Annotated in this window: 20 protein-coding genes, 1 pseudogene and 1 riboswitch; of the genes and pseudogenes, 7 read left to right on the top strand and 14 right to left on the bottom strand. The window is 51.3% G+C overall.

The window, feature by feature from the left end; genetic code table 11:
* Positions 1 to 20: 20 nt before the first annotated feature.
* The gene (locus BLW33_RS11560; protein ID WP_090309045.1) at positions 21 to 1,205 is read left to right on the top strand and encodes a serpin family protein; all 1,185 of its coding nucleotides are present in this window, start codon (positions 21 to 23) and stop codon (positions 1,203 to 1,205) included.
* 63 nt (positions 1,206 to 1,268) lie between these two features.
* Here the strand turns inward: BLW33_RS11560 and BLW33_RS11555 are convergent, their stop codons facing one another.
* On the bottom strand, positions 1,269 to 1,565 hold the full coding sequence (locus BLW33_RS11555) for a hypothetical protein (RefSeq protein WP_090309041.1): 297 nt from the start codon (positions 1,563 to 1,565) through the stop codon (positions 1,269 to 1,271).
* Between the two features lie 167 nt (positions 1,566 to 1,732).
* Between BLW33_RS11555 and BLW33_RS11550 the strand changes: the two genes are divergently transcribed.
* Both BLW33_RS11550 and BLW33_RS11545 read left to right on the top strand, forming a co-directional pair.
* Entirely contained in the window at positions 1,733 to 2,437 is a 705-nt protein-coding gene (locus BLW33_RS11550) for a response regulator transcription factor (protein ID WP_090309038.1), read from the top strand.
* Positions 2,421 to 3,893 (top strand): sensor histidine kinase, encoded by a 1,473-nt coding sequence (locus tag BLW33_RS11545; RefSeq protein ID WP_090309036.1) that lies wholly within the window; start codon positions 2,421 to 2,423, stop codon positions 3,891 to 3,893. Before BLW33_RS11550 ends, BLW33_RS11545 begins: the two co-directional genes overlap by 17 nt.
* A 23-nt stretch (positions 3,894 to 3,916) precedes the next feature.
* Here BLW33_RS11545 and BLW33_RS11540 read toward each other — a convergent pair whose 3' ends face one another.
* Together BLW33_RS11540 and BLW33_RS11535 are read right to left on the bottom strand one after the other, a co-directional pair.
* Positions 3,917 to 4,450 carry an Ig-like domain-containing domain gene (locus BLW33_RS11540; RefSeq protein ID WP_176966716.1) on the bottom strand — a complete coding sequence of 178 codons (534 nt, stop codon included), beginning with the start codon at positions 4,448 to 4,450 and terminating at the stop codon, positions 3,917 to 3,919.
* Positions 4,451 to 4,739: 289 nt separating this feature from the next.
* Positions 4,740 to 5,657 carry a ribokinase gene (locus BLW33_RS11535; protein WP_090309030.1) on the bottom strand — a complete coding sequence of 306 codons (918 nt, stop codon included), beginning with the start codon at positions 5,655 to 5,657 and terminating at the stop codon, positions 4,740 to 4,742.
* A 106-nt stretch (positions 5,658 to 5,763) separates the two neighbouring features.
* Here BLW33_RS11535 and BLW33_RS14175 point away from each other — a divergent pair, with 106 nt between their 5' ends.
* Both BLW33_RS14175 and BLW33_RS14520 read left to right on the top strand, forming a co-directional pair.
* Positions 5,764 to 5,937, top strand: a complete 174-nt coding sequence (locus BLW33_RS14175; RefSeq protein ID WP_176966715.1) for a hypothetical protein — start codon at positions 5,764 to 5,766, stop codon at positions 5,935 to 5,937.
* A 71-nt stretch (positions 5,938 to 6,008) separates the two neighbouring features.
* Positions 6,009 to 6,161: an STAS domain-containing protein gene (locus tag BLW33_RS14520; RefSeq protein WP_341456159.1), complete on the top strand. Its 153-nt coding sequence runs from the start codon at positions 6,009 to 6,011 to the stop codon at positions 6,159 to 6,161.
* A gap of 94 nt (positions 6,162 to 6,255) precedes the next feature.
* Here the strand turns inward: BLW33_RS14520 and BLW33_RS14250 are convergent.
* The 7 genes and pseudogenes from BLW33_RS14250 to BLW33_RS11495 all read right to left on the bottom strand — a co-directional run bounded on the left by BLW33_RS14250 (position 6,256) and on the right by BLW33_RS11495 (position 12,269).
* Positions 6,256 to 6,521, bottom strand: a pseudogene (locus BLW33_RS14250) (ATP-binding protein).
* A gap of 26 nt (positions 6,522 to 6,547) precedes the next feature.
* Positions 6,548 to 7,192 carry a PP2C family protein-serine/threonine phosphatase gene (locus tag BLW33_RS11520; RefSeq protein ID WP_090309024.1) on the bottom strand — a complete coding sequence of 215 codons (645 nt, stop codon included), beginning with the start codon at positions 7,190 to 7,192 and terminating at the stop codon, positions 6,548 to 6,550.
* A gap of 6 nt (positions 7,193 to 7,198) precedes the next feature.
* Positions 7,199 to 8,413, bottom strand: coding sequence for a LytS/YhcK type 5TM receptor domain-containing protein (locus tag BLW33_RS11515; RefSeq protein WP_090309021.1), 1,215 nt, complete (start codon positions 8,411 to 8,413; stop codon positions 7,199 to 7,201).
* 136 nt (positions 8,414 to 8,549) lie between these two features.
* Complete coding sequence (locus tag BLW33_RS11510; protein WP_090242292.1) at positions 8,550 to 8,822, bottom strand: Veg family protein; 273 nt, start codon at positions 8,820 to 8,822, stop codon at positions 8,550 to 8,552.
* Positions 8,823 to 9,036: 214 nt separating this feature from the next.
* Positions 9,037 to 10,200, bottom strand: coding sequence for a toxic anion resistance protein (locus BLW33_RS11505; RefSeq protein WP_090309019.1), 1,164 nt, complete (start codon positions 10,198 to 10,200; stop codon positions 9,037 to 9,039).
* A 15-nt stretch (positions 10,201 to 10,215) separates the two neighbouring features.
* Entirely contained in the window at positions 10,216 to 11,406 is a 1,191-nt protein-coding gene (locus BLW33_RS11500; RefSeq protein ID WP_090309016.1) for a 5-bromo-4-chloroindolyl phosphate hydrolysis family protein, read from the bottom strand.
* A gap of 92 nt (positions 11,407 to 11,498) precedes the next feature.
* Positions 11,499 to 12,269 carry an alpha/beta fold hydrolase gene (locus BLW33_RS11495; RefSeq protein WP_176966714.1) on the bottom strand — a complete coding sequence of 257 codons (771 nt, stop codon included), beginning with the start codon at positions 12,267 to 12,269 and terminating at the stop codon, positions 11,499 to 11,501.
* Between the two features lie 151 nt (positions 12,270 to 12,420).
* Here BLW33_RS11495 and BLW33_RS11490 point away from each other — a divergent pair, with 151 nt between their 5' ends.
* The gene (locus BLW33_RS11490) at positions 12,421 to 13,323 is read left to right on the top strand and encodes a prephenate dehydratase (protein WP_090309011.1); all 903 of its coding nucleotides are present in this window, start codon (positions 12,421 to 12,423) and stop codon (positions 13,321 to 13,323) included.
* A 174-nt stretch (positions 13,324 to 13,497) separates the two neighbouring features.
* Positions 13,498 to 13,584: riboswitch (cyclic di-GMP riboswitch) on the bottom strand.
* A 138-nt stretch (positions 13,585 to 13,722) separates the two neighbouring features.
* On the opposite strand, the gene BLW33_RS11485 is transcribed toward BLW33_RS11490, so the two are convergent.
* Together BLW33_RS11485 and BLW33_RS11480 are read right to left on the bottom strand one after the other, a co-directional pair.
* A complete protein-coding gene (locus BLW33_RS11485) occupies positions 13,723 to 14,775 on the bottom strand; it encodes a type IV pilus twitching motility protein PilT (RefSeq protein ID WP_090309093.1) in 1,053 nt (350 codons plus the stop codon).
* A gap of 27 nt (positions 14,776 to 14,802) precedes the next feature.
* Positions 14,803 to 16,491 (bottom strand): GspE/PulE family protein, encoded by a 1,689-nt coding sequence (locus BLW33_RS11480; RefSeq protein ID WP_090309009.1) that lies wholly within the window; start codon positions 16,489 to 16,491, stop codon positions 14,803 to 14,805.
* A 151-nt stretch (positions 16,492 to 16,642) separates the two neighbouring features.
* On the opposite strand from BLW33_RS11480, the gene BLW33_RS11475 reads away from it, so the two are divergent.
* Positions 16,643 to 17,308, top strand: coding sequence for a GntR family transcriptional regulator (locus tag BLW33_RS11475; RefSeq protein WP_242911668.1), 666 nt, complete (start codon positions 16,643 to 16,645; stop codon positions 17,306 to 17,308).
* 61 nt (positions 17,309 to 17,369) lie between these two features.
* Here BLW33_RS11475 and BLW33_RS11470 read toward each other — a convergent pair whose 3' ends face one another.
* Together BLW33_RS11470 and BLW33_RS11465 are read right to left on the bottom strand one after the other, a co-directional pair.
* Positions 17,370 to 18,059, bottom strand: coding sequence for a cyclase family protein (locus tag BLW33_RS11470; protein WP_090309006.1), 690 nt, complete (start codon positions 18,057 to 18,059; stop codon positions 17,370 to 17,372).
* A gap of 35 nt (positions 18,060 to 18,094) precedes the next feature.
* On the bottom strand, positions 18,095 to 18,604 hold a 510-nt coding region (locus tag BLW33_RS11465), incomplete at its 5' end, for a nucleotide-binding domain containing protein (RefSeq protein WP_278286201.1).

The raw sequence follows: 18,604 nt of genomic DNA, 5'->3' as shown, positions 1-18,604 counted from the left end.
TATTAAGCGAGGTGAGAATAATGAAGAAATTTGGTCGATTGGCTTCCGGGCTACTACTGGCTGCGGCATTGACCGGTTGCAGCGCCGGTTCAGATCACACCACCCCTTCTGGTTCATCGGGAGATTACAGCCACTGGAACCAATTTTCCACCCAGCTCTTCGCCCAGGTTTCGGATCAACCCAATGTTCTGGTGTCCCCCACCTCCGCTTATTTTGCCCTGGCCATGCTGTCTGACGGTGCGGCTGGAGACACAGAAAAGGCCTTTAATACTGTCCTTGGCCAATCCGGACCGGAGCTGAACCAAAACGCCCAATCCTTGCTAAAATCCCTCCAAGAAGCTGAGGGCAGCACAACGCTGAGTATTGCCGACGGGCTATGGATTAATGAGCAGTTCACCGTGGAGCCATCCTATATTAACCAGGTGAAGAAATATTACGATGCCCAGGTGGAGGTTCTGGATTTATCCAAGGCCAAGGACCCCATTAACCGCTGGGTTTCCAAACAGACCCAGGGGCTGATTCCGGAGCTTCTGGAAACAAATCCCGCCCCTTCGGACGTCATGGTCCTGGTTAATACCCTATATTTTAAGGGAAAATGGCAGCAGGCCTTTGAGGCCGAGGCCACGACGGAGGGGCCCTTTACCCAGGCTGACGGCAGTACCGCCACCATACCCTTTCTAAAATCCAGGGACTATTCTTGCCGCTATTTTAAAACCGAGGGCTTGGAGGGGGCCATCCTCCCCTACGATGATGGAAAGACCGCCTTTGTGGCGCTGCGGCCAGAGGATGGCGGCGCCATTCGGGATGCCCTGGCCGACTTCTCTGCCGATACCCTGGCTCGGATGATAGAACAGGCCCAGGATAAAACACTGGTTCTCTCCCTTCCCAAATTTGAGACGGAAGCCACCCTTCCCCTGGATCAACCGCTGGACAACCTGGGGCTATCCATTGCCTTCAGCAGTAAGGCTGATTTTTCTAAAATCGGTAAGGATCTTTTAATCAGCGAGGTCCTCCAAAAAACAAAGATTATTGTCGATGAGGCCGGTACTGAGGCAGCAGCGGCCACCGAAATCACCATGAAGGTCACATCCCTGCCGCCAGAGCCGGAAATCATTCTGGATTTCAACACCCCCTTTGCCTATTTCATTGTCGATACTCAAAGCGGGCTGCCTCTATTTATGGGGATTTACGATTCACCATCATAAGAAAATAAAAGAGGGCTGTCTCGGACAGCCCTCTTTTAGCGGAGACAAACGTCCCCTTCCCACCTAACGCTGGCAGTTACCGGAGCCACTGCCGTCCCGGAGACGTTCGTGCCCGCCGGTTTCACTCCCATTGCCATTTCCATTGTGGTGTCCGCCACCCTCACCGTTTTGGGTGCCGTCACAGTTTTCCTGGGTACACTGGGTCTGGGTACAGCCTGCGGCGTTGGCGCCAGCATTTGCAGCTCCATTGCCAGCGCCATTGCCGGCTCCAAAACCATTGCCCGCAGCCAGGGCGGTGGTCCCCATAAGACCCAACAATGCAGTAGTCACCACAGCACCCATTACTTTACCTTTTAACATGATTTACTTCCTCCATTCTTTAACATTGACCCTATTATACGATGAAGTTGTGGCAAAACCATGGCCGATTACGTTATAATGATGAAAAAACAATGGCAAGTGCCATCATTTCGTCATATTTACACCCTATACTATTCTTATGATCCACACTCAAAAGGAGGCCCCCCATGCCCAATCTTTTAATCGCCGATGATAACCCCCAAATTTGTTCTATTCTAAAGGAATACGCTAAATTAGAAGGCTTTACCGTTTATACTGCTGCCGACGGCAAGGCGGCCCTGGATGCCTACCATGCCCACCCCATGGATATGATTCTCCTCGATGTCATGATGCCTTTAAAGGATGGCTTTGAGGTCTGCCGCACCATCCGGCGGGAAAGCACAGTTCCCATTATTATGGTAACCGCCCGGGGTGAAGATTTTGAACGGATTATGGGCTTGGACATCGGTGCCGATGACTACATTGTCAAGCCTTTTTCCCCAGGTGAGGTCATGGCCCGGGTTCGGGCGATTCTGAGGCGGCTGGAACCCACCAAGGAGGACGCCCACCAGGAAACCTGCACCCTGGATAATCTGGTGTTAAACCTCACCAATTATGAGGCCGCCATCGATGGCAATCCCCTTGCCCTGACGAAGAAGGAGCTGGAGCTTCTCTGGCTTATGGCCACCCATCCCGACCGGGTCTACACCCGGGATAATCTGCTGGATCAGGTCTGGGGTTACGATTATTTTGGCGATACCCGAACCGTCGATTCCCACATTAAGCGGCTGCGGGCAAAAATTGATCTGTTTCCCCATCCCCACTGGCAAATTAAAACCGTTTGGGGGGTAGGCTATAAATTCGAGGAGTGTCCCCATGACGCTGAAGATTAAAGGAAAACTAACGATTTTTTCAGCCGCCATGCTACTGTTTTTCAGCATCATCGTGGGCGTATTGTTTCTCGGAATGTTCTCCCGTCTAACGACAGCGATCTACAAGGATAATCTGGAAGAACGGGCGGAAGCCGTCGCCCACAGCATGTCCGGTTTTATCAGCGAAGAAGCCGCACGATCCGAGACAGATCACGGAAAAGGCTATGGTCAATCTGAAAGTTTTGGGAAACACTCCTACTATTTGCGCTTTATCGATGATGCCGCCGGTGCCGATTCCTGGATTGTCAATGCCGATGGCTCAACCTTCTCCCTGGATAATGGGGAGACCACTGAACAATCGGATCTTTCAGATGAAGGCATGGCCCTTCTTCCCCAAGTGTTCGAGGGAGAGACCGTTACCCAGGAACATCAAGGTGGCTTCTTAGCCGTCCCGGCCATTCTGGTGGGGACTCCCGTAACCGATGGCGAAGGCAATGTTATTGCGGCAGTGATGATGGATACCCACGCCACTGGCGTTTCCGATACCATTGAATCCGGGATTAAAATCCTCCTGGCCAGCATGGTGATTGCCCTGGGCCTCGCCATTTTGTTGTCTTCGGTACTGGCCAAACGCTTCACCCATCCTTTAAAACGTATTGAAGAAACCACTAAAGTCCTGGCCCAGGGGGATTACACCGCCCAAACCCAGGTGGTGACCAATGACGAAATTGGCTCCCTAGCCATTCATGTGGATGCCCTGGCCCATCGTCTGGATGAGGCGTCCCAGGAAAGTGAGAAGTTAGAGCGCCTTCGCCAGGCCTTCATCGCCAATATTTCCCATGAGCTGCGCACTCCGGTGACGGTCATGCGGGGGTCCCTGGAGGCCCTTAAGGACGGTGTGGTTTCCGACTCGGATCAGGTCCAGGAGTATTACACCCAACTAGTGGACGAAAGCATCCATCTGGAGCGCATGGTCAACGATCTACTGGAGCTGACCCGCCTCCAAAACATCGACTACTCCATTGAGAAGGAGCACCTAAACTTGCCTGATGTTTTAGACGATGCCCTGCGCACCTGCCGCCAACTGGCTGCCCGGAAGGGCATCACCCTGGATTTGAAACGGGATGTCCAGCACTTCCCCTATGAGGGGGATTATGGCCGTCTGCGCCAGCTCTTTATCATTATTCTGGACAACGCCGTTAAGTTTACCCCCGTGGGGGGAATGATTGAAATTCAATCAAACCAGTCGACCGATGCCATGGCGGTGCATATCACCGATCACGGCCCGGGGATTTCCCCAGAAGACCTCCCCCATATCTTTGACCGTTTCTACAAAGCCAACACGGGAAGCAACCCAAAGGGCACCGGCTTGGGCCTGGCCATCGCCGGCCAAATTGCTATGCGCCACGGTATCACCATCTCAGCGGACAGCACCCCAGGGGGCACTACCACCTTCACCATCCGTATTCCCACATAAAAAAACGGCGCAATGCCGTTTTTTTATGCCCTGTGTTTTTTTTCAACTTTATGATAAAGAATGGGACCAATAGCCAGACCTAAGCCCAAAACCAGACCAATGATCATCCGTAGGTTGCCAGTGCTTTTAGAGGGTGGCACCACTGTGGTGAAGGCTATTTTAGCTGGGCCGGCCATCACACTGCCGTCCCGGGCACTAATGGTCGTATCGATGCGCAGGGTGTAGGTTTTACCCTCCCGAAGGGATTCCTTAGGGGTGACAATAATATAATTCCGTCGGTCCGGGGCTTCATTTTCATCAGCCATGGTAATCTCCACCGGGATCTTGGTGTCGTTTTGCCAGAGGGTGATGGCATTGGTGTTCACCGTCCGTACCCCTGTGCTCACCACATTTTTGTTAAACTCCAGCTCGATGATCGTATTGAGGGGCACCTCTGTGGCTTTATTAGCCGGGGAGGAGGACACCAGGCCGAGGGGTTCCTCTGCCCGAACCGGGCACAATCCTTCTGTAGCCGTCCCCAGCATCAGGAGCATTCCCACAATCAACACATATCTCATTGATCCTTTTTTCGCCAACCTCATGGCACTGCACACCCCCAGACTTTTTTACCATTATACCACTTTAGAACGCGTTTTAAAAGCGCAGCACCACAACCGCAGTGCTGCGCATGGAACGATGGTTATTCACATCGGTTTGTCCCGTAATACTTAGGCCGTCCGTGGATTGTATAGCAGGCATCGCGACCTTGAGGCGAACAGGCATAGCCTGTACGACGAGCGGGAGCATGACGGTTATACAATCTGCGAACAGCCGCCCTCTGCCGTTACCTAAAGGGACAAACCCCTCCTATTGCTTCGCCAGGAAAGCATCCACTTCCTCTGCCGTAGGCAGTGATGGCTGGGCCCCAAGTTTGGTACAGGCTAACCCCCCCACGGCATTGGCGTATTTAGCCGCTGCGAGGATATCCCCGGTTTCCACATACATCTTCACCAATGCCCCGGTAAAGGCATCCCCAGCGGCGGTAGGATCCACACAATCGACCGTATAGGGCGGCACCATCTCCTGGATGCCCTCACCGTAGATATAGGAGCCCTTGTCCCCCATCTTCAGTACCACATACTGGCAATGGGCGCGTTCTATAAGCTTCCTGGATGCTTCCAGACAGGTGTCCTCGTCCACAGGCAGAATCCCAACCAAAGCCTTGGTTTCGGTTTCGTTGGGGGAGAGGATGGTCAACCCCTTCATTTTTTCCAGGGGATAATCCTGGGCCGGGCCGGCATCGAGACAGGTAATGATTCCCTTTTCCCTTGCCATCTCAAGGGCGGCAATATTGGTTTCCAGGGGGATTTCCAGCTGCATCATAACGGCCTGGGGTGCCTTGGCAAAAGCGCCAGCCAAGGCATCCGGAGCAGTGGCGTCGTTGGCCCCCTTGTAGATGATAATGCGGTTCATCCCGCTTTCTTCTAAAAGAATAACGGCCATTCCCGTACTCTGACCCTCCACCAGCTGTATATAGTCGGTATCCATTCCTTCGGCTTCCAGCATTCCCTTTAGGGCTTCCCCATTGGCATCCTGTCCCAACGTACAATAAACAGCAACATCAGCTCCCACCCGGGATGCCGCTACGGCAGAGTTAGAGCCCTTGCCGCCACCGGCATTCTTGTAGCTATCCCCCAGAACACTTTCACTGGGATCGGGAACGCGCTCCATCTGCAGAATCAAATCCATCATGATACTGCCCACCATCAAAATCTTTGCTGCCATCCTGTTACCTCCAACTTTTATAATTTCTTATATCCTACCATGAATCTGTAATGATATAATGCGATTATATTTGCAGTTTAAATAATCTTTAAGGAGACGACCGCCCATGTCAGCCATTCATGAAATCCCGCTGAACCAACCCATGGCGGATATCCTGTCTGCCGTGGAGGCCGACAGCGGCCGCTTCGGCCTGCCGGCCGGCGACTGCCTGCGCATGCGCCTGATTTGCGAGGAGCTGCTGGCCACCCTGCAGGATATCATCACCAACACCGAAATGTAATCACTGGAAATAAAATGACCATTACCAAAACCTACGAAGGCAGCTGCCTCACCATCGCCTGATCCGGCCGTCTGGATACGTCCACTGCGCTTCAGCTGGAAATGACCCTCAAGGAATCCATCGCGGGCATCCAAAAGCTGGTATTTGATTTTACCGCCATGGAATACCTTTCCTCCGCGGGACTGCGGGTCCTGCTGTCCGCCCAAAAGACCATGAACAAGTAAGGAGACATGATTCTCACCGGGGTCAACGATGCGATCATGGAGGTCTTCGATATCACCGGCTTCACCGATATCCTAACCTTCCAATAGCCCAAGCTTACCCAAGGCTTTTAACCAGCCGGAGACGGTTTGCATCCCCCTCCCGGCTGTAGGACACCTCATCCATGAGCTTTTTCACCAAGTAGATACCCAGCCCCCCCCCAGGGCCCGCTCCTCCGCCCCTCCAGTGAGGAGCGGGTCTGACTGCCGGGTGGGGTCAAAAACCGAGCCGTCATCCCACACCGTCACCTGGACCTGCCCCGCCCCGACGCTGCAGGTGATTCGAATCTCCCGGGCATCCCCATGGATGATGATATTGGCCACCACCTCATCCAGGGCAATACCATATTTTACCACGATCTCCGGGGGGCACCCCCCGGCGTAAGGGTCAGGCGCTGCTCGGCATATTGAATACCCTCCATGGCCCCCAGCACCAGATTTCTCCGCATCTCAAGGGGTTTGAAAATCCCGGACTTTTTCAAATAGGGGGGATTGTGACCCGCATTGACAAAGCGGACCTCTCCCGTTGAGATTTCCAGCATTCCCATCCAAGCGGTGACAAACATCCCTTCATCATTGCCAGCACAGAGCTCTTCATTGGCACCCGTCATGGCCTCCGCGACACCAACCCCCGTTTCCACCACACTTTTCAACAGCGTCTTAACCGTCATCATAAACATGGCGGCGGGAATGCCCTTACCGGAAACATCCGCCACCAGAAAGACCAAATGGTCCGAATCCAGAAGATAGAAATCGAAGAAATCGCCCCCCACCTCCTTGGCGGTATCCATGGTGGCGTAAATATCAAACATTCCAGCGTAGTCCGGAAAGGGCTTAAAGGTATCCGGCAAGGTCGATGCCTGAACCGCCCGGGCAAAGGCCAGCTCCTGGTCGATGCGCTCAGCCGCATCGGCGATGTACTGCTTCAGGGTCTTGACGGTGACATTGATATCATCGGACAGGGAGGCAAACTCGGCATTACTCCGGACATCCACCGTGACCTACAGATTGCCGCTGGTAATCTGGGCTAAAGAGCGGTTGATTTCCTGGATATTGGCCACCACCTTTTTTTTGATGAGTGAATAGACCATAATGTAGAGCGCGGCAAAGACCAGAACATCCATAAACGCCACCACATAGGCCGAAACATCCCGGGTAAAGAAAACTTCATCTATGGGTGCATAGGCAATGATGGTCGTGTCCCCCAGTGTGCTGTAAAGGACAAAGGCCTCCCAGTGGTAGACCTGGCTTTCAAACCGGACCCCAGGCTCCCCCCCCTGCAAATCAATGCCAATATCCCCAAGGGTTTGACCGGTCGCACCTCTGCCGTCACTCAAAATCCGCCCGGATGCATCTGCCAGGATGATGCCCCCGGAGGTCCCGATGTGCCCATTGGCTGACGCTTCTCCAGATGCCTGTAACGCCCGGCTGATATCGGACACCTGAACCCCTAAGATAGTATCAATGGATTTCTCGGCCAAGGCCGTTTGCAAAATGAAAATAAAGACACTCGCTACCAGGAAAGCAATGGTGACACAGAAGAGTAGCCAGCGCTCGAAGGTCTGGACAATTCGCTGCTGGCCTTTACTGCGCACCCGACATTCTTCGCTGTTCGCCGCAATGGCCAAAAGCGCCACCATTACACACAGACCATTAATGATCATCATGGGGAAGCTGCATTGTCTGACAAAAGCAAAATCCCGCTGGATATCTCCCATATTGGTGATGAAGATCATCAGCATATGAAAAACCTCCATCACCATGGCAATAAGCAGACCAAAGGTCCATGTCGGTTTTTTATCATCCAACAGCTTTCGTCGCAGCAATGCTGCCAACACCCCAGCCAGGACCGTCGAGATACTGCAGGCCAGGCGGGTGTAAGTGCCCGCTCCCCAGTAAATGGCAAACCATCGTCCCACCCCGCCGATTATCCCGGCAATGATTCCTGCCGGTGCCCCGAAGATCAGCCCGGCACATAGGGGCGCAGCATCCCGCACATTGATGATGGCCCCATCGATGTCAATGCCAAAGGTGGTGGCCAGGTTAGCTAAAATCCCAAAGAGAATGCCAATGACGATTTGACGATGCCAAAAGTCCGCCCTTCCCAGCTGTTTCTGACGTTTTGAATCGAAACGATACACCAGATAAACCACGCCGTCAAAGAGTAAGGCCATGAGCAACAACCGGCCATAATCCATTAACATCGTCCCCTCCATTCGTCATTCCTCCTGGCACTTTCTTGCTTTTGCTGTTTTAAGTATAACATATCTTCGGAAATCAGCAGTAAAACCTGAATAATTTATCGCACAAAAAAACCAGGGCATCTACCCTGGTTCAGTTTTTTCATCATTCTTAATACGTAAAAGCGCCCTCAATTTCGGTGTCCAACAAGTCAATTTTCACACTGCGTGTCAATACATCGGAGTAAGAGAAAGATAAACGCTGTGGTGCCCGTTTTTCCTCCTTGACCTTAACCGTAAAAATACTTGGATAAGTTCCTTCAATCACGCCTTCTTTATGATAAAGTTTTTTTTTGCTCTTATGTGCTTCCAGCTTGATGCGGCAACCGCGGTAAGATTCGACTTCACGTTTGACATCATTAATCGTCGCCCGTTGTTTTTGCATTCACTTCACCTCACTGCTTGTTCTGAAAATAGTATATCAGGTTTTTCAATAAAAGTAAAGCAAATATTTTAGCAATTGCAAATCTTAAAGTCAATATGTAAATTAAATATTTTTTTACAGCGTGTAATCCCTTGCACAGGCACTATATCTTGTGTGTAATGCAAACATTTCTTAAGCATTCTCTTTGGGCAATACCCTTTTGAGGGCTGGTCGCCTAATGCTTTTGGGAGATCTCTAAAAGCTTATTCTTTAATTCGCCTTCGATCTTGGCCAGCTCGACCTCTGCCTCACGCCGTTTTTGGCGTCCATCGGCCTGGATCTGGAGGACCTCATCAAAGGTCGAAATTAAAGACTCATTGGTTTTCTTTAAGGTTTCGATGTCTACAATACCCTTTTCCGATTCCTTGGCCGTCTCAATGGTGTTGATCTTTAAAGTTTCGGCGTTTTTACGCAGCAGCGCATTGGTCATATCTGTCACCTGACTTTGGGCCTTTGCGGCCTCGGTGGAGTGGGCGACGCCCAGGGCCAGGACCATCTGGCTCTTCCACAGAGGAATGGTGTTGACCAGGGAGGATTGGATCTTTTCTGCCATCAGGGTATCATTATTTTGGACCAACCGGATTTGGGGTGCCATTTGCATGGAGATGACCCGGGTAAGTTCTAAGTCATGAAGCTTCTTTTCAAAGCGGTTGCACATGGAGGCTAAATCGTTGGCGGCCTGGGCATCCTCAGGGAGACCCGTCCGTTTCGATTTTTCCACCAAAGCCGGCAGATCGACGGTTTGTACCTCTTCCAGCTTTTTCTTCCCAGCCAGAATGTACATGGACAGCTCTTTAAAGTAGGTCAGGTTGATATCATACATCTTATCCAACATGGCGATGTCCTTGAGGAGCTGGATCTGATGCCCTTCCAAAACATCACAAATTTTGTTGACGTTGGTTTCCGCCGCGGCGTATTTGGCTTTCATACCTTCGATTTTATTGGCCCCTTTTTTGAAAAAGCCAAAAATCCCCTTATCCTCTTCATCAACGTCAAACTTTTTCAACTCAACAACCATACTGGTCAGCATATTCCCAACCTCACCCAAATCCTGGGTTTTGACGTTGTCCAGAGCGGTATCGGAAAAATCGGCAATTTTCTTTTGTGCCCCAGCTCCGTACTGCATGACCAGGTTGGAATCATTGATATTGATTTGTCTGGCGAATTCATCCACCATGCGCTGTTCCTCGGGGGTCAGGGGGTTTTCCTCCACCACCTGTTCCACGGCCTTAGCCTGGGGCACCTCTAGGGTCAGCTCTGGCTTAGACTCCGCACCAGCAAAGGGGTCCAGGGTCAGGCTTGGGGTTTTTACCCCTTCCATTTTTAATTCATCACTCATACGATCTCCTCCATTTTAAGATTCCTTATTCATTTGCAACAGACCATCCTCGGTTAAACCTTCCTGGGCGAACATTGTCTTCATGACGGAGATATCCGTGGAAATGTCCATGGCCGTATCCTGATAAAAGCTGTCCAGGAGCTTTTCAAAGGCGCTGCTGATGGTATCCAGGGTTTCTTCAATTTCGTCCTTGGAACGCTTAATATTGGGCCCCTGGACTGGTTCTGCCTCCAGATCCTTGTAGGCATTAACCAACTTTAAGGTAGTGGGCAAATAATAGCCCATAAACCGCCTTATTTCCATAAGCTGATCCGGATTTTTCTGGATGAAATCAAAGATTTTTCGAATGATGGTTTCCAGACGGTCTAACTTCCGGGATACGGATTCCTCCGGAATGGCCGCATTGGCCTCTTGGATTTGCCGAATATTGGCTTCACCCTCTTCAATTACCAGGCGGACTTCTTTATACACGGGGTTTTCAGCCTCCAGCCTGCGCTGCTGCTCCTCTGCCTGCTGTTGTCTTTGGATTGCCTCCTGCTGCAGCCGTTCCCCCTCTTTCATTTTCTTGTAGGCCTCATAGGCATCATCACTGAGGAGGAGCATTTGACCATCATCGGTAATACGCCCTTCAGGAAACATTCGGGCTTCAATCATCCGATTGAGGTCCTTATCCACATATCGCTGGGATTTCCCGATGGTATCCGCCAACTCCTTGGTATCCACGTAGGCCCGGCCCCCCAGCTGTTTCACATATTTACGAAATCGGGTAACCCGGTTCATCAGGCTCTTGGCCTTTCCCCCCATGTATCCCCCCAGAACCAAAAGCCCTGCACTGACAATCTGTAGGCCAATGCCTAATCCGCCAATGAGTGCAGCACCGGCCATTCCTGCTGCGGCGATAATCGTCACGACACTCCCAACGACCAGGAATGGCCCGGAGACCGTTCCGGCAGGGGATTTTGCCACAGGCGCCCGCATGGGCTTAGGCTGAGGGGACTGGTTCGTCGCTGCCACCTGGGCCGCCTTAATGGACTTTTCCATTTGGTACTGTCCCTTTTTAATGCCCTTTTTGGCTTCCACTAAAGCTTTATCCACCGTACTTGAAATCATGGACCCCAATTGTTCATAATTTACGGAGGAAATGGCATCCTGTACGATTTTCCCAATATCCTCACCGATATTACTATCTTTTTTTTCATCCGCCATTGTATCAACTCCCAATTTTAATCGATTCTGTTTGATATTATACCACAGATACACCCGGGTTGAAATGAACAGTATCCCTTCTTAAGCACATTCTATGCGTCCTTCTGCCCTTCACCCACTTTCAATAAGAACTCCATAATCGCCGGCAAATATACCTCCGGGTGTGTGATGAAATCATCATGGAGCGCACCTTCCTGATAAAGCAAAGAAGCCCCTGGAATCGCTGCGGCCATGGTTTGGGTGTGCCGACGGGTGACAATATCCCTTGTACCAGAAATGATCAAGGTTGGTGCCTCAATGCCCTCCAGGACGGTTCGATTCATCTTTGGCTCTTTGACCATCAGGGCGTACTGCCGACGTTTATGGGCGAGATCTTTGGAAAAGGGGGCTGCCAGACACAAACCGACATAGCTGAAATGAATGAAAAGCCAGGCCATCGGACGCAGGCCTGATGGCCAGGCATTGGCCCCCACCGGCACAATGGCGGTCACTCGCTGGGGGCAGCTGATGGCCAGCTGCAGGGCAATGTTTCCCCCGTCGGAAAAGCCGACAACTGCCGCCTTTTCAATGGAAAGGGCATCCATTACCCGGGAAATATCCACCGCAAAGAGGGCCATGCTCCATGGTTCTTCCCCTGGTTCAGACCGCCCATGTCCCCGGGTATCCAGGCACACGACGGTAAAGTGATCCTTTAAAACTGCGATATGCGGTTCAAAAATCCCCATATCCTCTCCATTCCCATGGAGGAGGAGTACCGCCGGACCGGATCCCTCCATGCGGTAATGAATATGGGTGCCTCCGGCATTGGCAAAACCTTCAATGGCTTTTGCCTTTCCAAATCTCCCTGCTGCTAATTTAATCATGATGGATCGCCTCATTCTTTTCGAATTTCAACAGAACATTTTTTAGCTGTTTTTCATTTTACCGAAGCTTTCTTAAAATTTCCAGTTTGACAATTTAAGAGGGATTGTCGATAATAGTATACTATAAAACCATTGGACTGAGAGGACAGAAATGAACAAATTTCCCACCATTGAACAAACGGACCAATTAAAGGACTATCAGGAGCAGATTGCCCATCGCCGCCTCCCCGTTCCTCACCCGGATGTGGCCTTTTCCGGAACAGCGGGCTCCCACACCGAGGATGCCGCCATGTCTTTTTTTGGGGAATCGGCTCATTTCATCTCCCATGCTTCCTTTGAGGATGTTTTTAAAAGCATTACCGGCGGTGGGGCCCACTACGGGGTCCTGCCCATTGAAAACAGCTCCACCGGTGCCATTGCGGCTGTCTACGATCTGCTCTCTGACTATCGATGCTTTATCGTCGGTGAGGAAAAGCGGGCCATCATCCAATGCCTGATGGCCGCCGAGGGTGCCACTCTGGATACTCTTCAGGAAATTTACTCCCATCCCCAGGGCTTCCAGCAATCCGGGCGCTTTTTAGAGGGCTATCCCCAGTGGACTTGTATTCCCTGGCACAATACGGCGGTGGCTGCCCAAATGGTTGCTGAAGCCAAGAACCCCGCCTACGGTGCCATCGCAAGCCCCCGGGCCGCCCAGATCCATCACTTGAATATCCTGGCCGAGGGTATCAACACTGCCACCCAGAACACCACCCGATTCGTGATAGTGGCTGCCCAGATGGAGAATCGCCCAAATCAGGATAAAATGAGCATCGCCTTCCACCTGCCCCACTACACCGGTGCCCTTTATACGGTCCTGGGGATTTTTGAACGCCATCATCTCAACCTCTGTAAAATCGAATCCCGGCCCATCCCCGATGCGAATTGGGAGTACCAATTCTTCCTCGATTTTTTGGGTGCCGAGGACAGCGCCACCGTGGACGATGCCATCGCCGAGCTCATCCAGGGCACCGTCCGCTTCCGATTTTTGGGCCGTTACGCCTCAAAAAAATAACGCCCTTGGAAAAAGGCGGTTCATGGCACAAAAAAAGGGAGGATGAGGGGTATCCTCCCTTGCAGAATAAATTCTGCCGAATGCTAATGCATTCGTTTCGTGTCACCACGAATGGCATCAAACCAATGCACTAAAAAAGCGACTCTATCTTATCCTCTCTGACAAAGCCGCTGAAAGTGCAACTGGCTGGCATTCTGCTAGTGCAGAGAAGCCCCTATAGCTTTGCGCCACTGCTTTTCAACAGCTTAGCCAAATGGATATGTTTTTTACTAGTTTTAATTCATTCTAACATTAAGGTCAATTCGCGTCAATGGTTTTCTTAATATTTTCTTAGATTAATATATTTTTATCAATCCATAAGGATCTTCACGTCTTCTAGAGAACAACTTTTCGCCTTTACTAGACAAAATACTGATTAAATTCGCTTTTATCTGACGCCCAATCATGGCCCACATCAAAGCTGATCAGCTGATCCTTCACGAGCTTGGCCAGGTTGGCATTCAAGGTATGCATGCCTTCCTTGCCCCCGGTCTGCATCACCGAGGCCAGCTGGTGGGTTTTATTTTCCCGGATCATATTGAGGACCGCATCGGTGCCAGTCATAATTTCATGGGCAGCCATCCGACCTTCTCCCGTGGCCAGGGGCACCAGCTGTTGGGTAATAACCCCTTTAAGGGTTGCAGCCAACTGGGTCCGGATTTGCTGCTGGCTGTGGGAGGGGAAAACATCGATAATCCGGTCAATAGTGTTGGCGGCGCCAATGGTGTGCAGGGTGGAGAGGACCAAATGGCCGGTTTCTGCGGCGGTTACTGCCGCAGAAATGGTCTCGAAGTCCCGCATTTCCCCCACTAGAATAACATCCGGGTCCTCCCGGAGGGCGGAGCGCAGGGCATCGGCAAAGCTGACCACATCCACGTCCACCTCCCGCTGATGGACCATGCTGCGCTTATGGTTGTGCTTATACTCCACCGGATCCTCAATGGTGAGGATATGCTTCTGGTAATTGGTATTGATATAGTCTAACATGGCCGCCAGGGTGGTGGATTTTCCACTTCCCGTTGGACCCGTCACCAAAATCAATCCCCGGGGCTCGCTGGCCAGGCGTCTGATCACCGGGGGAAGCTTTAAATCCTCAAAATCGGGAATCCGATCGTTCAGCAGCCGGATGGCCGCCGTCATCTCCCCCTGCTGGCGATAAACATTGACACGCTGGCGCAGCCCTTCCGGGGTGACGTAGCAGAAGTCCGAATCCTGGCCGGCCTCGATCTTCCCCCGCTGACGCTCATCCATCATTCCCCAGATCATGTTTTCTATTTCATCCCTGGTCATTTCAAAGGGCCCCTGGGCCAGGGCACCGTTCTTTCTGAATACGGGCTTTAGCTCCGCCGTCAGATGAATATCCGAGCAATCATTTTTCCGTCCAAAATCAATGAGTTCTAAAAGGGTTGACATGTCATTTTCCTTCCAAATTTGCATCCATTAATCCACATAGTAGGTCACCTTCAGCAGCTCTTCCATGGTGGTGACCCCGGAGAGGACCAGCCGGACCAGGCTCTGGCGCAGATAGTGGATTTTCTCGTTCTTTTCCACATAGGCATAAATTTCCTCGGCAGGGACATTCCGGGAGATCATATTGCGCAGCTCCCGGTCAATGGCCAAAATCTCGTGGACGGCAATTCGCCCTTTGTAGCCCGTGCCATTGCACTGATGGCACCCCTTCCCCCGATAAAGTACCGCCACATCCTGCCCTAAAATTTCCTTTTCCGCAGGGGTCGGGGTGTAGGCCTCCTTACAATTGGGGCAGATCTTTTTCACCAGACGCTGGGCCACCAAGCCCGTCAGGGAATTGGCCACCATGTAGGGCTCCACCCCCATGTCAATCAGCCTGACAATGGAAGAAACGGCATCGTTGGTATGGAGGGTGGAGAGCACCAAGTGACCGGTGATGGCAGCCCGAACGGCGATATCCGCGGTTTCTGCGTCCCGGGTTTCCCCCACCATGATAATGTCCGGGTCCTGGCGGAGCAGGGACCGCAGCCCCACCTCAAAGGTCAGGCCGGCCTGGGGATTGACCTGGGTTTGGTTGATACCATCCAGGTTTCGTTCCACGGGGTCTTCAATGGTACTGATGTTGACATTCTTTTGGGAAAACATCTCTAAGATCATGTACAGGGTTGTGGTTTTCCCACTTCCCGTGGGACCGGTCATATAGACGATGCCATGGGGACTTTGGAGGATACGGAGCATCTTTTCATAATCCTCGGTTTCCATACCAAAGGTTTCGGCATGGTCCAGGCGGGTGTTCAGACTCAAAAACCGCAGCACTGCCTTTTCACCATACACCGTGGGAATGAGGGAGGTCCGGATATTCATCTCTGTTCCCTTTATCCGTACCCGGAAATGACCATCCTGGGGGAGACGCCGTTCCGCAATATCCAAATTGGAAAGTATCTTAATCCGGGCGATAAGGTTTTGATGGAGGGTCGGTGATAAGGTCAGGTACTCAACAATAAGGCCATCAATCCGCATCCGAACAACAGTCTGCGTTTCAAAGGGCTCGATGTGGATATCGCTGGCCCCGGCATTAAACCCCTTAATCAAGATGGAGTTAATGAGGTTGACCACCGGCGCATCGCTGCCATCAGCATCCAATTCTTCTACCACCGAAAGGGTCTCTGAATCCTCCACTGCCAGATTCGCCTCACTGGCTGCCTTCTTCGCTTCAATTTCAGAATAGGTGGCATCGATGGCCTTGGCAATTTCTTCCCGGGTGGCCAGCACCGTGTCGATAATCTTCCCGGTAATCATCCGGAGATCTTCCAGAGCATAAAAATCCAGGGGATCGTTCAGAGCCACTAAAAGATGTCCTTGTTTTTCTGCAACGGGGATGACACCGTATTTTTCTGCAATATTCCTTGGGATTTCAGCGGCTGCGGTCATGTCCACTACCAAATCGGCCATCCGAATCACCTTGAGATCCAACCGCTTTGCCAGTGCTGTCAGGACCTGCTCCTCTGTCACATATCCAGTATCTACAAGAATGGCTCCCAGGCGCTTGCTGCGGTCTACTTTTTGGTAAGCCAGGGCCTCACCAAGCTGTGCATCGGTAATATACCCATCATTGACCAGGATATCTCCGATTCTTATATTTTTTTTTGGCTCGCTCATCACTGCCTCCTCAAATCGGTTTCACTTTGTATCCATTATAGCATAAAAAATCGCCTTATCACAATAAATCACCCTGGATATGGACTTTGATTTGACATCGCTTTCCCAGGATGATAGGATTAAACTATATTAAATTAAAATGACCGAGGAAATGCAAGTGAAAGAAACCACCCTACTGCAAATACAGGCCTACGACTACCTCATCGACAGCATTAAAAAAGGTGAGCTTGAGCCTGGGCATATCTATTCTCTCAATCAAATGGCTAAAAAGATGGGGCTGTCCAAAACCCCCCTCCGGGATGCGGTCCTTCGTTTGGAGCAGGAACGTTATATCGATATCCTCCCTAGCAAGGGCTTCCGCCTCCACACCATGACCCAGGAGGATATTGTGGAGACCTACCAAATCCGCAACGCCATTGAGGCCTATTGTCTGCGGGAGTTGTGCCATAACATGGACACCCCCGGAGGAAAGGCCTGTGTGGATAAGCTTCAACGGAAAATTGACCTTCAACGAGAAATTGTGGAAAATACTGGCTCCAGTGAGGATTTTGCCCGTCGGGATTATGAATTTCATCGAAGCATGGTCCAATTTGTAGGCAATGCCACCATGCTGGAAATGTACCGCAGTTTTATGTATCGCATTTTCTGGCTCAATGTCACCTCTTTTTCAAAAGAAGGCCGAATGGCTGATACTGTAACCGAGCACCTGCACATGATGTCCATGATCCGCAATCAGGATATCATTGGGCTGGAAGAACAATTAGACCATCATCTTAATATTGCGAAGCATATTAATTTAGAACTTCTTTCAAAATAATCATATCTACAATAAAAGACCCCGCCCAAAAGGCGGAGTCTTTTATTAAAATTCTGAATGATTACATTTCAATTTCTGCAATACAAACGACTTGGCTGGAATCCAGTCCTTTAATGCGCAGGGGTGCGTTGAAGAACCGGGTGATCTTAGCCCCTGCGGGAATTTCAGACAGGTGCATATCCTCTACACCGGTGACAAACTTACCCGTATAATATCCCAGCATATGACGATGGCAATCCGGTGGCAGTTCACCCTCGGGGCAATCGCCTGAAGCAGAGCCAATGGCCAGGAAGTCCATCCCCACGCCCTTTAAATTCGGGAAGTTTTCTGTCAGGTAATCCCCAGCACTTGGGGCAATGTAAGCCCCTTCATTCTGATACAGGTTTTGGTCCGTATCCCGGTATTGTTCCATCCCGGTTCGAATGAGGACAAAGCTCACCTTTGACAGGGTATCCGCATAGGGTTCTAAGTCTTCCTTGTAAATCCCCTGGGCTGGTCCCTTGGGAATATCCAGCAGGGCCACATCAGTATGGCAGAAGTAGTCAATGGGCAGCTGATTAATGTCCAGGCCATCCTTCACAAAATGCCGGGGTGCATCCATGTGGGTACCGCAATGATTCGGTAATTCCGATACAAAACTGCAGAATGGGCAATCCTCGGTAACATCGGTACACTGGGTGACCTTCACAACCGGTTCTCCTGGCCATGCGTATCCTTCTGGATCGAGTGGGTGGGATAAAAACATAAACATAATATTACCTCCTAAAAATTTTTATATTGATTAAACTACTTTACAGACATCAACACTTCCGCCGCTTCCCTCAGGGTCGTGATTTCCCCCACATTCCCCGGGAAGATCACATAGGGCGTCAGGGGGAATTTACTTTCCGCCCCGGTTTGCCACACGGGAATCCCTGGTTTGATCTGGCCGAGGACATTGGCTTTTTTCACTGCCAGGGCCTTGGTGCCCACATCCGAAGAGGTGATCCCGCCCTTGGCGATGACAAAGCTGGGGACCACGCTCAGGCGGCCCACTAAAGATTGGACGGCATCGGAAATCCGGACGGATAGCCGCAGGTCGTCTTCTTTATCCCCGGTATCGGCGGTGATAAGCTTCCGGGTGGTGTACACACACACTGTTTTCCCAGCTCGAATGGCGGCTTCTTCAAGTTCCAGGCAGCGGTTAACTTCCTGGGCAAAGGCGGCTTCATCGGCCACTAAGGTAGCGTCCAGCTCGACGAAGACGATATTGGGATTTTCCTTTAAGGCGTCCACCTGTTGGCTGGTTTTTTCGGT

The sequence above is a fragment of the Eubacterium aggregans genome (genome assembly GCF_900107815.1).
GTDB lineage: Bacteria > Bacillota > Clostridia > Eubacteriales > Eubacteriaceae > Eubacterium_O > Eubacterium_O aggregans.
Note: the sequence above shows the minus strand (reverse complement) of the source record. Positions and strands in the feature narration are given on the sequence as shown.